The sequence below is a fragment of the Nocardia sp. 149-1B genome (genome assembly GCF_057747975.1).
In genome coordinates, this window is sequence record NZ_CM173233.1 from 3163810 (window position 1) to 3178188 (window position 14379).

A 14379-nucleotide genomic window follows, 5' to 3' on the forward strand; every position below is an offset into this window, starting at 1 on the left:
AACGGCGCCCCCGCGCTGCCATGACGCGGTTCTCGCGAACTTCGTCACGTTATTTCCTCGGTCCGATGCCGTGATCTTTTCCGGACTGGCGCGTTGGTCCGGTGTGTCCAGCCACGTGTCCACCCTCGAAGGCCGCAGTGACGGGGAGCTGATCTCGGCTGTCCGAGGCGGCGACGTCGACGCCTACGGCGAGCTCTTCGCCCGCCACGTGGAGGCCGCACGCCGCCTGGCACGCCAGCTCGTGTCGGCCGGCGACGTCGACGACCTGGTCTCCGAGGCCTTCGCGAAGGTGCTCGTGGTCCTCCAGCGCGGGGGCGGCCCGGACCTCGCGTTCCGCGCCTACCTGCTGACCGCCGTACGCCGCCTCCACATCGACCGGATCCGGGCGACCGCCCGACTGCAGACCACCGGCGACCTGACCCCGTTCGACCCCGGGGTCCCGTTCCGCGACACCGCCCTCGAGGGCTTCGAGAGCCTCACCGCGGCCCGCGCGTTCGCCTCGCTCCCCGAGCGGTGGCAGCTGGTGCTGTGGCACACCGAGGTGGAGCAGCAGAAGCCCGCCGAGGTCGCCCTGCTGCTGGGCATGAGCGCCAACTCGGTCTCCGCTCTCGCCTACCGCGCGCGCGAAGGGCTGCGCCAGGCCTACCTGTCGATGCACACCCAGGACGTCGAGGACGATGCGTGCGCCCGCACCCGGGCCCAGCTCGGCGCCTACGTCCGCGGCGGCCTGTCGCGCCGGGACAGCGCCAAGGTCGAGCAGCACCTCAAGGAGTGCCGCCGGTGCACTGCGATCTACCTCGAGCTGAGCGAGGTCAACTCCGGCCTGGGCGCCCTGCTCGCGCCGCTGCTGCTCGGCTCCGCGGCCGCGGCGTACGTCGGCGCCTCGACCGGTGGCCTGGCCGCCGGCGCCGGGGGCGTCAGCGTGCTGCTCGGCCGGGCCCGCGACGCGGTCGTCACCCACGCACCGACCGCGGCCGTCGCCGGGGCGGCCGCCTCGGTGGTCGCCGCCGGCCTCGTGGTCGCGCTGCTTCAGCAGGGGCCCGACGGGCGGCCCGCGGCCGAGGACACCCCCGTCCTGAGCTTGCCGCCCACGCGCACGACCTCGGCCGTCCCCGCGTCGACCCCGGGCACCCGCCCCGTGGACCGGCAGCAGTCGAGCGTGTCGCCGGCCGGCCTCCTGACGCCGACGGCTGCCGCCACCACCGGCCCGACCCTCGAACCGACGCCCGCACCGACCGTCGGACCGAGCGCGGGCCCGACCACCGGTCCGACCACGGGTCCCACCACGGGCCCGTCGAGCCCGCCCACGAGCCCGCCGTCCGCTCCCCCGTCGGCGCCCCCGCAGTCGCCCCTCGTCCAGCTCGGTGTGGAAGCCTCAGCCGGCCCCGGCGGCATCTCGGTGCAGGTCTCGGCCGGCGTCGCGGGTGTCCTGCTCCCGCCGATCTCGGTCGGCGTGCCCGGGCCGACCACACCCTGACCCCGACGCCGGAGAGCTCGCGGAAGAGCCCGCGGGTGAGCTCGCAGGACTGGCCGCTGGCCCGGGCGGGTAAGAAGGACCCATGAGCGTCAGCCGAGTCATCGCCCGTCCCATGCTCGCCTCGATCTTCCTCGTCGGTGCGGTCAACGCCCTGAAGAACACCTCGGGGACCGCCGGCAAGGCCGAGCCCGTGACCAGCCGCCTGGTCCCGCTCGCCAAGCGCGCGGGGATCCCGCTGCCCGAGGATCCCGAGACGCTGGTGAAGGTCAACGCCGGCGTCCAGCTCGGCGCCGGCCTGGCCCTGGCCACCGGCCGGGCCCCTCGCCTCTCGGCGGCGGTGCTCGCGGCCTCCCTGGTGCCGACCACCGCGGCCGGACACCGGTTCTGGGAGGTCCAGGACCCGGCCCAGCGGACCCAGCAGAAGCTGCACTTCTTCAAGAACCTCTCGGTGCTCGGCGGCCTGGTCATCGCGGCCGGCGACACCGACGGCAAGCCGGGCGTCGCCTGGCGTGCGCGCCGGGTCGCCAAGGACGCACGCCGCGAGGCCAAGCACCTCGCCGCGGCTGCCCGCCAGGAGGCCAAGCTCGCCAAGGCGAAGGTGGGCTGAGCGCCGCCCCCCTCCGGGGCCGCCGATAGGCTGCGCGCGTGACTGAGCCTTCCGATCCGTGGCCCGCGCCGCGCGCGCGCCGTCCCGTCGACGCGACCGTCACGCTCCCGGGCAGCAAGTCGCTCACCAACCGCGCGCTCGTGCTGGCCGCAGTGGCCGATGGCCCGTCCGTCGTACGCCGGGCCCTGCGCTCGCGCGACTCGCTGCTGATGGCGGGGGCGCTGACTGCGCTGGGCTCCGCCGTCGACACCTCCGGTGAGGACTGGCTGGTCACTCCGGGCTCCTTCGACCGTGACGCCACGGTCGACTGCGGGCTCGCCGGCACGGTGATGCGCTTCGTGCCGCCGGTCGCGGGCCTGTCGAGCGGCGCGGTGTCCTTCGACGGCGACCCCCACATGCGGACCCGCCCGATCGGCGAGGTGCTCGGGGCCCTGCGTGCGCTGGGTGTCGACGTCGAGGGCGATGCGCTGCCGTTCGTCGTGCGCGGCTCGGGTGCCGTGCGCGGCGGGACGGTCGTGGTCGACGCCTCGTCGTCGTCGCAGTTCGTCTCGGCTCTGCTGCTCGCGGGCGCGCGCTACGACGAGGGCGTCGACGTGCGCCACGACGGCAAGCCGATGCCCTCGCTCCCCCACGTCGACATGACCGTGGCGATGTTGCGCGAGCAGGGCATCGAGGTCGATGACCACGACGCGAACCGGTGGCGCGTCGCCCCCGGACCGGTCAAGCCGATCGATCGCCTGATCGAGCCCGACCTCTCCAACGCCGCCCCGTTCCTCGCCCTGGCCGCGGTCTCCGGCGGCACCGTCACGGTCCGCGACTGGCCGCGCGCGACCACCCAGGCCGGCGACGCCCTGCGCGACATCCTCACCGCCATGGGTTGTGAGGTGGCGTTCGTGGACGGCCCGGACGGCCCGGACAACCCGGCCCTGCAGGTCACCGGCAGCGGCACCCTGTTGGGCATCGACGTCGACCTGCACGACGTCGGCGAGCTCACCCCCGCGATCGCCGCCCTCTGCGCGCTGGCCGAGGCGCCCTCGCACCTGCGAGGCGTGGCCCACATCCGCGGCCACGAGACCGACCGGCTCGCGGCACTCGCCACCGAGCTCACCGCGCTCGGTGCCGACGTCACCGAGCACGACGACGGCCTGAGCATCCGCCCCGCACCCCTCCACGGGGGCGTGTTCCACACCTACGCCGACCACCGGATGGCCCACGCCGGCGTGATCATCGGCGCCGCCGTCGAGGACGTGCTCGTCGAGAACATCGCGACGACCGGCAAGACGTTCACCGACTTCGCCGGCTTCTGGTCCGGACTGATCCCCGCGTGAGCCCGGCGCGATGAGCCCGAAGGCGCGGGGACGCTACTCCGACCACGACGTCGAGCACTACGACCGGCCGCGCCGCCACACCCGCCCCCGCACCAAGGAGCGACCGACGTACGACGACGCCGTCGACGGCGTGGTCGTCACCGTCGACCGGGGCCGGTTCACGCTGCTGGTCGGCGACCACGTCGTGATGGCCATGAAGGCCCGGCCGCTGGGGCGCAAGGGCGTGGTCGTCGGCGACCGGGTGCGCGTCGTGGGCGACACCTCCGGTGAGGACGGCTCGCTCGCGCGCATCGTGGAGGTCCGCGAGCGCGTGACCACGCTGCGCCGCACCGCCGACGACGACGACCCCATCGAGCGGGTGATCGTCTCGAACGCCGACCAGCTCGTGGTCGTCACCGCGCTCGCCGACCCCGACCCGCAGCCCCGGCTCATCGACCGGGCCCTGGTCGCGGCGTACGACGCCGGCATGCAGCCGTTGCTGTGCCTGACGAAGTCCGACCTGGCCGACCCCGAGACGCTGCTCGTGACCTACCGCTCGCTCGGGGTGCCCTGGGTGGTCACCCAGCGTGGCGGCGACATCTCCGCGCTGCGCGAGCGGCTCGGCGGGCGCACCAGCGTGCTCATCGGGTCGAGCGGGGTCGGGAAGTCGACGCTGGTCAACGCGCTGGTGCCCGAGGCCCGGCGCCAGGTCGGCATCGTCAACGCGGTCACCGGCCGCGGCCGGCACACCTCGACCTCGGCGTACATGCTGGCGCTGCCGGACACCGGGGACGGCACGGGCGGCTGGATCGTCGACACGCCGGGCATCCGCTCGTTCGGGCTGGCGCATGTGCAGCCCGAACGGCTGATCGAGGCCTTCCCCGACCTCGACGAGATGACCGAGGACTGCCCCCGCGGCTGCACCCATGGCGACGACGAGCCCGAGTGCGGGCTCGACGAGGCCGTCACGAACGGCGAGGCCGACCCCGAGCGGGTCGCGTCGTTCCGGCGGCTGCTGGCCGCCCGCAGCGAGCCGGTGTACTAGGGGCGATCACCCCCACACGGCACGCGCGCCGGCGTCGCCGGTGCGGGCGACCCACACCAGCACGGCGAGAGCCGCGGCCGCGAGCAGCACGTCGAGCACGACTCGGAGGGCACCGGTGCGGCTGGCGAGCCAGCCGGCCACGACGGCCACCAGGCCGAAGCCGACCGTGATCCACAACAGCTGGCGCGCCAGGTGCTCGTGGGTGAGCACCTGGGGGCTGGCGCGGATCTCCGGCGGCCGTGAGTCGAGGAAGCTCCGGCCGGTGTAGTACGCCGCGACGATCGACGCGACCGCGAGCAGCGCGATCCCGACCATCGGCCAGCGGAGCTGGGCGCGGCGGCGCGGGACCGCGACGTACGCCAGTGCCGCGACGGCGCCGAGACACCCGAACACGACCGCTGCGTGGACGACGAGGGGATGGAGGGGCAGCCCGTTGATCTCCATGCCCCAGTACACGTGTCGCCGCGTCGAATCGTTCAGTCACCGGCAGCACTAGGCTGACGGCGTGCCGACCCCCACCGACTACACGGACGACCTGCGGCTCGCCCACCTGCTCGCCGACGACGCCGACTCGCTGACCGAGGCGCGCTACAAGGCGCTCGACCTGCACGTGATGAGCAAACCCGACCTGACCCCGGTCACCGACGCCGACCAGGCCGTCGAGGAGGCGATCCGCCGCACGCTCTCCCGGGTGCGCTCGCGCGACGCCATCACGGGCGAGGAGCAGGGCTCGACCGGCCACAGCCAGCGCCGCTGGATCATCGACCCGATCGACGGCACCAAGAACTTCGTCCGCGGCGTGCCGGTCTGGGCGACGCTGATCTCGCTCGTGGTCGACGACGAGGTGGTGCTCGGCGTGGTGTCCGCCCCGCTGCTGCAACGGCGCTGGTGGGCCTCGACCGGCCACGGCGCGTGGACCGGTCGCTCGCTGCTCAAGGCCACCCGCTGCCAGGTCTCCGACGTACGCCGCCTCGAGGACGCCTCGCTGTCCTACGCCTCCCTGCACGGCTGGGAGGAGCGCGGCCGGCTCGACGACTTCGTGTCGCTGATGCGGCGCTGCTGGCGCACTCGCGCGTACGGCGACTTCTGGTCCTACATGCTGCTCGCCGAGGGGGCGATCGACATCGCGGCCGAGCCCGAGCTCGAGGTCTACGACATGGCCGCGCTCGACGTGATCGTGCGCGAGGCCGGCGGGCGGTTCACCTCGCTCGACGGCACCGACGGACCCTTCGGCGGCAACGTGCTGGCCACCAACGGCCACCTCCACGAGGCGGCCCTGTCCTTCCTCGGCTCGCTGCCCGACGACGAGGACGACCCCGACTCGCGGCCCTCCGGACCGGGCTCGGTGTCCGACCTGCGGATGCACCGGCCCCGCGACTGACTCCCGCCACCCCGTCAGGTGCTGGACGCGGGGCTGTACGCCGGGGTGCGGGCGACAGTACGGTCGTCGCACGGACTCCACGGTGGAACCTCGGAGGTGCAGCGATGCGGATCGGCGAAGTGCTCAAGGCCAAGCCCGTTCACGAGGTGGTCACGATCGGCCCCGACGCCGGCGTACGCGAGCTGCTCGCGCGGCTCGCCGAGCACAACGTCGGTGCGCTGATCGTCAGCTCCGACGGCTCCACGATCGACGGCATCGTCAGTGAGCGCGACGTCGTGCGCCACCTGCACAGCGACGGCACCGTCATCAACAACACCGTGCAGGCGATCATGACGGCCGTCGTGCAGACCTGCGACCAGGACACCCAGGTCGACGAGCTCATGAAGACGATGACCGAGCGCCGGATCCGGCACGTGCCGGTGGTCGACGACGACCACCTGGTCGGCATCATCAGCATCGGCGACGTGGTCAAGCACCGCATCGACCAGCTGGAGTTCGAGCGCGACCAGCTCGACAGCTACGTGCACCAGACCTGAGCGAGCGCTAGCGCGTCTCGCTCTCGGCGAGCACCAGGGCGAGGTCGTCGGACATCCGGTGCCCGCCCCACGCCAGCAGCCTCTCGACGAGCCGGTCGAGCGCCTCCTCCACCGAACCCTCGCCCAGCTCGGCGGCGTACTCGTCGAGCGGGAAGAACTCCCCGCGGCCGTCCCGGGCCTCGACCAGCCCGTCGGTGTAGAACAGCACCCGCGCGCCGACCGGCCAGGGATGCACGGTCAGCTCCGGTTGGGCGCCGAGGCCGAGCGGCAGCGCCGGCTCACCGGTGTCGGTGGTCGTCACCTGGGAGCCGACGACCAGCACCGGCGGGTGGTGGCCGCAGTTGGCGAGCGTGACGCGATCGCCCTGGAACTCCCCCACGATCGCGGTCACGAAGTCCTCCTCACCGATCATCCGGGCCAGGGTCTGGTCGATCGTGTGCGCGAGCTCGGCGATGTCCGTGGCGGTGAACGACGCCGCCCGGAAGGAACCGAGCACGGTGGCCGCGGTCTGCACCGCCTCGAGCCCCTTGCCGCGCACGTCCCCCACGATCACACGCACGCCGAACGGCGTCGCCGCGACCTCGTAGAGGTCGCCGCCGACCAGTGCCTCGGCGGTCGCCGACACGTAGCGGGCCGCGAGCCCGACCGAGCCGATGGCGGTCGGCATCGCCCGCAGCACCGCACGCTGGGCGGTCTCGGCGATCACCGTCATCCGCTCGAGCCTGCCCTCACGGCGCTCCCGAAGGGCAGCACTCTGGATGCCGAGCAGCGAGAGCAGCCCGCACAGCAGCACGCGGACGAACCAGTCGGCGGTGCCGACCGTGTCGTGCCACACCCCCGCACCCAGTGCCGCAACGAGCGCGACCACGCCGACCAGCGCCGTACGCCGAGGTGTCGTCTGCAGGCTCGTGACGATCGTGCTCGCGGCGAACACCGCGATCAGCTGGACGTCGGTCGTCGCCGACAGCGTGACCAGGACGGTGAGCACGGCCAGCCCGGACACCACGCCGAGGTCGAGGCGTGGCCAGCGGTCCGAGAGAGGGGTCACCCGCAGATTCTCTCAGGACGCCCCGGTGCATAGGGTGAGGACCATGGACAAGCCCGAGATCGACTTCCCCGACTTCGACCCGCCCGCCGACCTGGTGATCACCGAGATCACCGAGGGTGACGGCCCGGAGGCCGCCGCCGGTGCCACCGTCTCGGTGCACTACGTGGGCGTCGCCCACTCGACGGGCGAGGAGTTCGACGCGTCGTACAACCGCGGGACACCGCTGCAGTTCCGGCTCGGCGTCGGCCAGGTCATCTCCGGCTGGGACCAGGGCGTGCAGGGCATGAAGGTCGGCGGTCGCCGTCAGCTGGTGATCCCCCCGCACCTCGGGTACGGCGACCGCGGCGCCGGCGGGGTCATCAAGCCCGGCGAGACCCTGATCTTCGTCGTCGACCTGCTGGCTGTGAGCTGAGGCTGCGCCACAACCGTCCGGCCGCTGAGACGCCTGCCTCGATGGGTGGGCCGCGGGACGCGCCTCACCAGGGGAGGTTGTCCTCGAACGACTCCTCGTCGGTGACGCGGGCGGATGCCGGCCCGAGGGTGACCACGTCGCCGACGACCAGCTGGCGGCCGCGGCGGGTCTCGACCTCGCCGTTGACCAGGACCTGACCCTCGGCGATCACCGGCTTGGCCTCGGCCCCGGACTCGACCAGGTTCGCGAGCTTGAGGAACTGGCCCAGGCGGATGGACTGGTCGCGGATCGAGACGTCAACGGGCTCGGGCATGTGCTCAGTGAACCAGCACGCTCACCGCGTGGATGAGCACACCCACCAGCCCACCCACGATCGTGCCGTTGATCCGGATGAACTGCAGGTCGCGGCCCACGTGGAGCTCGATGCGGCGGGCGGCCTCCTTGCCGTCCCAGCGCTCGATGGTGTGCGTGATCACCGTGGTCACCTCGGCGCCGTACCGCTCGACCCCGAACACGGTCGCATCGGCCGCCAGCCCGTCGATGCGCTCGCGCAGCGTGGCGTCGGCCAGCAGTCGTTGCGCGAACGCGGAGACCTCCGCCAGCAGCCGTTGGCGCAGCGCCCCCTCGGGGTCGGTGAGCGAGCTCTGGAGCGTACGCCGCAGGGCGTTCCACAGCGACACGCTCGAGGCCAGCACCTGCGGGTGGTCCAGGAGCCGCTCCTTGAGCCGCTCGGTGCGCTCCTGGGTGTCGGGGTCGTGCAGCAGGTCGTGGGCGAGCTGGGCCAGCATCGAGTCGAGCGCCTGGCGCGCGTGGTGGCGCGGGTCGTCGCGGATGTCCTCGACCCACTGCACCAGCTCGCGGTGCAGCCGGGAGGTCACCGCGTCGTTGAGCCGGGTCGGCGCCCACCACGGGGCGCGCTCGCCCAGGATCTCCGTCACCGTGTCGGGGTTCTCCGTGAGCCAGCGGTGAAGCTCGGCCAGGCCGAGGTCGACCAGCCCCTGGTGCAGGTCGTCGCGGACGGTCTCCTCCAGCAGGCTGCCGAGCAGGGGGGCGATCGGCTCGTCGTGGAAGCGCGGCACGAGCGCGTCGCGGATGAGCCCCTCGATGTGGTCGTCACGCACCCGGTTGAGCGCGATCACCGCGACGTCCGCGGCCTCGTCGACCGCGCGACGCGCGTGCTCGGGCTTCGCGAGCCATCGACCGACCCGCAGGGAGATCGTGGCCGCCGCCACCCGGTCACGGATGATCGCCTCCTGCAGGAAGTTCTCCCCGACGAACTCCTCGAGCCCGCGGCCGAGCTCGTCCTTGCGGCGAGGGATCAGCGCCGTGTGTGGGATCGGCAGGCCCAGGGGGTGCTTGAAGAGCGCGGTCACCGCGAACCAGTCGGCGATCGCGCCCACCATCGAGGCCTCGGCCCCGGCGTTGACGAAGCCGAGGAACCCCTCGTGGCCGAGGGTCGCGACGTACACGATCGCGGCGAAGACCAGCAGTGAGACCGCGAGCGTGCGCATCCGGCGGAGCCCCCGGCGGCGCTGCTCGTCGGCGGCGGGGTCGGGGGTGATCATCGAGATGCTGGTGCCGGTGCTGGTGTCGGTGGTGGTCATCGCCCGCCATCCTCCCCCACGGGTGCGCATGCCAGAATGCGCCGCATGCCACGCACGGTGATCACCTTCGGGACGTTCGACGTCTTCCACGTCGGACACCTCCGGGTGATCGAGCGCGCCGCGGCCCTCGGCGACCGGCTCGTCGTGGGGGTCTCGGCCGACGAGCTCAACCTGCGCAAGAAGGGCCGCGAGCCGGTCTTCAGCCAGGCGGAGCGGCTGGCGATCGTCGCGGCCCTCAAGCCGGTCGACGAGGTCTTCATCGAGGAGAGTCTCGAGCTCAAGCGCGAGTACATCCAGGAGTACGCCGCCGACGTGTTGGTGATGGGCGACGACTGGGCCGGCAAGTTCGACGAGTTCGAGGACATCTGCGAGGTCGTCTACCTGCCCCGCACGCCGGCGATCTCGACGACCGCGCTGATCGAGAAGATCTCCGGGGGCAGCTGAGCAGTCCCAAGTGGTTTGGGAGCGCCCGACCTCCGGGCACTCTCGTGGCAGGCGCTCGCGACTCCGTGGCCGCCGTCACCCGTACTTCTCGAGGGAGTGAGATGCGCCGAACGATCGTCGCCACCGCAGCATCCGTTGCGTTGGCCCTGTCCGTGCTCGCAGCGGACGTGTCCCCCACCGTTGCCGCGGGCCGCACCGCGCCGGCCGCGGGCAGCGGCGCCACCGACCCCACTGCCGACCCCACTGCCGACCCCACTGCCGACCCCGCTGCCGTGCTGGCGACCGCCCGGCGGGCACTGGGCCTGGACGTGCCGGCGGCCGCCCGGCGTACGTCGCGGCCGACCACGGCCCGCCCGGACGCCACGCTGGCCCTGCGCGACCTGTTCCGGGTGCTGCCCGGTCTCGACGCCGGCCAGCGCCGCGAGGCGCACGGCCTGCTCGCCCGGCCGACCGACGGCGCCGCCGACTCCCAGGGCGACGGGTACACCGTCCCCGCCGAGAAGAAGTGCCGCAACCACATCTGCCTGCACTGGGTGACGAGCACCGCGGACGCGCCGCCGGACCAGGCGTGGGTCGACACCACGCTGACGTTCATGAACAAGGTCTGGCGCACCGAGGTCAGGAAGCTCGGCTACCGCGCCCCCGTGACCGACCGGCACCGGGGCGGCAACGCCAAGTTCGACGTCTACCTCAAGGAGCTCGGCGCGCGCGGTCTCTACGGCTACTGCGCACCGGAGCGGCGGGCCCCGGGCCACAAGTGGCTTGCCTCGGGCTACTGCGTGCTCGACAACGACTTCGCCCAGTCGCAGTACAACGCCCCGCCGCGCAACAGCCTCCGGGTCACCGCGGCCCACGAGTTCTTCCACGCCGTGCAGTTCGCCTACGACTACGGCGAGGACCCGTGGCTGATGGAGGCGACCGCGACCTGGATGGAGGAGCGGGTCGCCGACGACGTCAACGACAACCGGCAGTACCTGCCCTACGGTCAGCTCGGCGCCCCGGGCCAGCCGCTGGACCTGTTCAACCAGGGCGGGTTCAACCAGTACGGCAACTGGCTGTTCTTCGAGTACCTCTCGGCCCGCTTCGGCAACGACGTCGTCCGCTCGATCTGGACGCACGCCGGGGCCTACCCGGGCTCAGGCCACCAGTACTCCACGACCGCGGTCAAGAGCGTGCTCAAGCGGCGGGGCGGCTTCGCCGGCGTCTACCGGTCCTTCGCCGCCGCGAACGTGGTCCCCGGCCGCACCTACGCCGAGGGCGACGCGTGGGCGCCGTCCCCCGCGTCGGCACGCTGGGCGCTCTCCCCGGCAAACCCGCGCCAGGGCGCGAAGATGCGGATCGACCACATGGCCTCGCGCAACGTCGTGGTCACGCCCGACGCCGCGCTGAAGGCGCGGCGCTGGAAGCTCCGGGTGGTCGTCGACGGTCCGTCCGCCCGCACCCAGCCGGGTGCCTACCTGGTCGTGCGGACCAAGCACGGCATCGCGCGGAAGGCCATCGGCCTGAGCCGCAAGGGACGCGGCCACGCCCTGGTCTCGTTCTCGGCCCGCAACGTGGTCTCGGTGACGGTCGTGCTGGTCAACGCCTCGACCCGGTTCTCCTGCTGGCACCGCACGTCGTGGTCCTGCCAGGGCCGCGCTCGTGACAACGGGGAGACGTTCGTGGTCCGGACCATCGCGCGGCGCGCGCACGCGAAGAAGCACCACTGAGAACAGCCTCCATGCAGCGTTGATTGGCCCTGATGATCGGGACCGAATTGGCGCTGCGGACGGACAATCAACGTTTCTAGATTGACCGGGTGACCACGTCCGTCCCGCCTTCTCGGCCTGCCCAGTCGCTGACTCCCCTCCCGCTCGCGGGCGACGACCCGGTCGCCGCTCACGGCCTCGGGGTGCCGCACGGCGCCGCGCTCACGCTCGGCGCCGTGCTCGGCACGGGCGTGCTCTCGCTGCCGGCGCTCGCGGCACACGAGGCGGGGCCGGCCTCGCTGGTCGCGTGGGCGGCGCTGGTGCTGCTCTCGATCCCGCTGGCGACGACGTTCGCCGCGCTCGGCGGCCGCTACCCCGACGGGGGCGGGGTGGCGACGTACGCCCGCCGCGCCTTCGGCGGGCAGGCGGCGACGATCGTCGGCTGGTGCTTCTACTTCGCGATCCCGCTCGGCGCGCCCGCGGCCGCGGGCTTCGCCGGGGCGTACGTCGCCGACAGCGCCGGCGGGGGCCGGCAGACGCAGCTGCTGACCGCAGGCTTGCTGATCTGCGCGGTCGCGTTGATGAACTGGTACGGCGTCCGGGTGTCGGGCCGGGTGCAGCTCGCGATCGCCGGGACCCTGGCGGTGCTGCTGATGGTCGCCACCCTGGTCGCGCTGCCGCACGCGAGCACCGACAACCTGACGCCGTTCGCGCCGCACGGCTGGGCCTCGGTGGGCTCCGCGGCGGCGCTGCTGATCTGGGCGTTCGCCGGCTGGGAGGTCGTCACCTCGCTCTCCTCGGAGTATCGCGACCCCGGTCGCGACATCGGCCGGGCGACCGCGATCGCCCTGGTGGTGATGGGCGTGATGTACCTCGGCATCGCGTTCGCCACCGTCGCCGTGCTCGGCGAGCACAGCGGCAAGGCGCCGCTCTCCGACCTGCTCGTGCTCGGCTTCGGCGAGCGCGCCCGCGGCGTGACGACGGTGGTGGCCGTGCTGCTCTCGCTGGGGGCGATGAACGCCTACTTCGCCGGCAGTGCCCGGCTCGGTGCCGCGCTCGGCCGCGACGGCTCGCTCCCGGCCTGGTTCGCCCACGGATCGTCGGCCGGCGAGGTCCCGAGGCGCTCGCTGATGGTCGTGACCGTGGGTGCGCTGGGGACGCTCGTCGTCGTCGCGATCACCGGTGTGCCGCTGGAGCGGACCATGTTGCTGGTGACGGGGGCGTTCAGCCTCGTCTACGTGGTCGGCACGGCCGCCGCCCTCCGGTTGCTGCCGCGCGGCACCTGGGTCCGCCGGGGCGCCGGCGTCTCGTTCGCCTCGACGCTGGTGCTGCTGGGTCTCACCGGGCGCAACCTGCTGCCCCAGCTGGTCGTCGGACTGGCCGCCGTCGCCTGGATGGCCCGGAACCGGCAGTCGCTCAGGCGATCCGCGCCAGCCGCTCCAGACCCGGCGTGATCGACGCCGTGAGTGCCGCTCCGTAGCCGAGCACCAGGCCGGAGGGCACCTGGGGGCCGTGGGCGTACGCCGACAGCGCCTCCACGGCCACCCCGGCGTCCAGCGCGGCCGCGGCGACCTCGACGTCATCGACCGACGGGTCGCGGAACGTCGCGGTGACGTGCAGCCCGGCCGCCGACGCGACCACCTCGAGCCGGTCGCCGAGCAACCGGTCGATCCCGCCGAGGACCAGCTCACGCCGCTCGGCGTACGTCGCCCGAGCCCGGCGCAGGTGGCGGGCCAGCAGGCCGTCCTCGACGAAGTGCGCCAGCGCGGCCTGCTCGGCGGGGGCGCCGTAGCCGTCGGCGAGCTGGCGGGCGCCGAGCAGTGCGTCGCGCAGGGAGGCCGGTGCGACCAGGTAGCCCGAGCGGAGTGCCGGGACCAGCGACTTGGAGAACGTGCCGACGTAGACGACGCGGCCGTGCCGGTCCATCGCCTGCAGCGTCTCCAGCGGGCGCTCGGTGAAGCGGAACTCGCTGTCGTAGTCGTCCTCGATCACCGCCACCCGGTGCCGGTTGGCGAGCTCGAGCAGCGCCACCCGACGCGCGAGAGACAGGGGCGGACCGAACGGGAACTGGTGGGAGGGCGTCGTGAAGACGACCCGCGCCTGCTCCGGCACGTCCTCGACCACCAGCCCCTCGCCGTCGACCCGGACGGGCACCACCTGCGCGCCGTAGGAGGCGAACAGCTCACGGGCGAACGGGTAGCCCGGGTCCTCCACCGCGACGACGTCGCCCGGCGAGACCAGCACCCGCGCGACCAGGTCGAGAGCCTGCTGGGTGCCGTGGGTGATCACGACGTCCTCGGCGTCGGCGGCCACGCCGCGAGAGCGAGCGAGGTAGCGGACGATCGCGTGCCGCAGCTCGGGGAGCCCGGCGGGGTGGGCGTAGGTGCCCGGGCTGTGCGCTCCCCCGCGCAGCTCGGCGGCCACCAGCCGGCGCCAGGTGTCGAAGGGGAACAGCGACGCGTCGGGGATGCCGACCCGGAAGTCGTGCGGCGGGACCGGGCGCTCGCCGCTGACCGGCAGCGGGCGGAACGTCCAGCCGGCCCGGGGGTGCAGCTCCCCCGGCCGCCGCGGCGCGGGCGCGGGCGCGGCCAGGCCGGCGACGTAGGTGCCCGCTCCGACCCGGGCGTCGAGGAACCCCTCGGCGACCAGCCGCTCGTACGCCGTCGCCACGGTGTTGCGGGCGACCCCGAGGTCGCGCGCCAGGGTCCTGCTCGGTGGCAGCCGGTCCCCGACGGCGAGCCGGCCGGCGCGGATCGCGTCGAGCAGCGCCCGGTAGATCGCGCTCACCCGGTCGCCCCGCGCGTCCAGGTCGACCGACAGGTCCATGGCG

General features: G+C 73.3%; 15 protein-coding genes. 10 read left to right on the forward strand and 5 right to left on the reverse strand.

Annotated elements, in window-relative coordinates:
* The first annotated feature begins 115 nt into the window (after positions 1 to 115).
* From AC3ANS_RS15145 to rsgA, 4 genes are all read left to right on the forward strand, one after another.
* On the forward strand, positions 116 to 1477 hold the full coding sequence (locus AC3ANS_RS15145; RefSeq protein WP_488292407.1) for a sigma-70 family RNA polymerase sigma factor: 1362 nt from the start codon (positions 116 to 118) through the stop codon (positions 1475 to 1477).
* An 82-nt stretch (positions 1478 to 1559) separates the two neighbouring features.
* Complete coding sequence (locus AC3ANS_RS15150; protein ID WP_488292408.1) at positions 1560 to 2084, forward strand: DoxX family protein; 525 nt, start codon at positions 1560 to 1562, stop codon at positions 2082 to 2084.
* Between the two features lie 38 nt (positions 2085 to 2122).
* Positions 2123 to 3412, forward strand: coding sequence for a 3-phosphoshikimate 1-carboxyvinyltransferase (gene aroA / locus AC3ANS_RS15155; RefSeq protein ID WP_488292409.1), 1290 nt, complete (start codon positions 2123 to 2125; stop codon positions 3410 to 3412).
* Between the two features lie 10 nt (positions 3413 to 3422).
* On the forward strand, positions 3423 to 4436 hold the full coding sequence (gene rsgA / locus AC3ANS_RS15160; RefSeq protein ID WP_488292410.1) for a ribosome small subunit-dependent GTPase A: 1014 nt from the start codon (positions 3423 to 3425) through the stop codon (positions 4434 to 4436).
* A 6-nt stretch (positions 4437 to 4442) separates the two neighbouring features.
* On the opposite strand, the gene AC3ANS_RS15165 is transcribed toward rsgA, so the two are convergent.
* Entirely contained in the window at positions 4443 to 4892 is a 450-nt protein-coding gene (locus tag AC3ANS_RS15165) for a DUF2231 domain-containing protein (protein ID WP_488292411.1), read from the reverse strand.
* A gap of 49 nt (positions 4893 to 4941) precedes the next feature.
* Between AC3ANS_RS15165 and AC3ANS_RS15170 the strand changes: the two genes are divergently transcribed.
* Positions 4942 to 5817: an inositol monophosphatase family protein gene (locus tag AC3ANS_RS15170; RefSeq protein WP_488292412.1), complete on the forward strand. Its 876-nt coding sequence runs from the start codon at positions 4942 to 4944 to the stop codon at positions 5815 to 5817.
* A gap of 104 nt (positions 5818 to 5921) precedes the next feature.
* Positions 5922 to 6353 carry a CBS domain-containing protein gene (locus AC3ANS_RS15175; RefSeq protein ID WP_488292413.1) on the forward strand — a complete coding sequence of 144 codons (432 nt, stop codon included), beginning with the start codon at positions 5922 to 5924 and terminating at the stop codon, positions 6351 to 6353.
* 7 nt (positions 6354 to 6360) lie between these two features.
* Here AC3ANS_RS15175 and AC3ANS_RS15180 read toward each other — a convergent pair whose 3' ends face one another.
* Positions 6361 to 7401: a PP2C family protein-serine/threonine phosphatase gene (locus AC3ANS_RS15180; RefSeq protein WP_488292414.1), complete on the reverse strand. Its 1041-nt coding sequence runs from the start codon at positions 7399 to 7401 to the stop codon at positions 6361 to 6363.
* A 43-nt stretch (positions 7402 to 7444) separates the two neighbouring features.
* Here AC3ANS_RS15180 and AC3ANS_RS15185 point away from each other — a divergent pair, with 43 nt between their 5' ends.
* On the forward strand, positions 7445 to 7813 hold the full coding sequence (locus AC3ANS_RS15185) for an FKBP-type peptidyl-prolyl cis-trans isomerase (protein WP_488292415.1): 369 nt from the start codon (positions 7445 to 7447) through the stop codon (positions 7811 to 7813).
* Between the two features lie 64 nt (positions 7814 to 7877).
* Here AC3ANS_RS15185 and AC3ANS_RS15190 read toward each other — a convergent pair whose 3' ends face one another.
* Together AC3ANS_RS15190 and AC3ANS_RS15195 are read right to left on the reverse strand one after the other, a co-directional pair.
* A complete protein-coding gene (locus AC3ANS_RS15190) occupies positions 7878 to 8126 on the reverse strand; it encodes an RNA-binding S4 domain-containing protein (RefSeq protein ID WP_488292416.1) in 249 nt (82 codons plus the stop codon).
* 4 nt (positions 8127 to 8130) lie between these two features.
* Positions 8131 to 9417 carry a DUF445 domain-containing protein gene (locus AC3ANS_RS15195; RefSeq protein ID WP_488292417.1) on the reverse strand — a complete coding sequence of 429 codons (1287 nt, stop codon included), beginning with the start codon at positions 9415 to 9417 and terminating at the stop codon, positions 8131 to 8133.
* A 45-nt stretch (positions 9418 to 9462) separates the two neighbouring features.
* On the opposite strand from AC3ANS_RS15195, the gene AC3ANS_RS15200 reads away from it, so the two are divergent.
* From AC3ANS_RS15200 to AC3ANS_RS15210, 3 genes are all read left to right on the forward strand, one after another.
* Positions 9463 to 9861 carry an FAD synthase family protein gene (locus AC3ANS_RS15200; protein ID WP_488292418.1) on the forward strand — a complete coding sequence of 133 codons (399 nt, stop codon included), beginning with the start codon at positions 9463 to 9465 and terminating at the stop codon, positions 9859 to 9861.
* Positions 9862 to 9962: 101 nt separating this feature from the next.
* Positions 9963 to 11570, forward strand: coding sequence for an MXAN_6640 family putative metalloprotease (locus AC3ANS_RS15205; protein ID WP_488292419.1), 1608 nt, complete (start codon positions 9963 to 9965; stop codon positions 11568 to 11570).
* Positions 11571 to 11659: 89 nt separating this feature from the next.
* Positions 11660 to 13003: an APC family permease gene (locus AC3ANS_RS15210; protein ID WP_488292420.1), complete on the forward strand. Its 1344-nt coding sequence runs from the start codon at positions 11660 to 11662 to the stop codon at positions 13001 to 13003.
* On the opposite strand, the gene pdxR is transcribed toward AC3ANS_RS15210, so the two are convergent.
* Positions 12966 to 14375, reverse strand: a complete 1410-nt coding sequence (gene pdxR / locus AC3ANS_RS15215) for a MocR-like pyridoxine biosynthesis transcription factor PdxR (RefSeq protein WP_488292421.1) — start codon at positions 14373 to 14375, stop codon at positions 12966 to 12968. The two genes, AC3ANS_RS15210 and pdxR, sit on opposite strands and share 38 nt — an antisense overlap.
* Between the last annotated feature and the right edge of the window lie 4 nt (positions 14376 to 14379).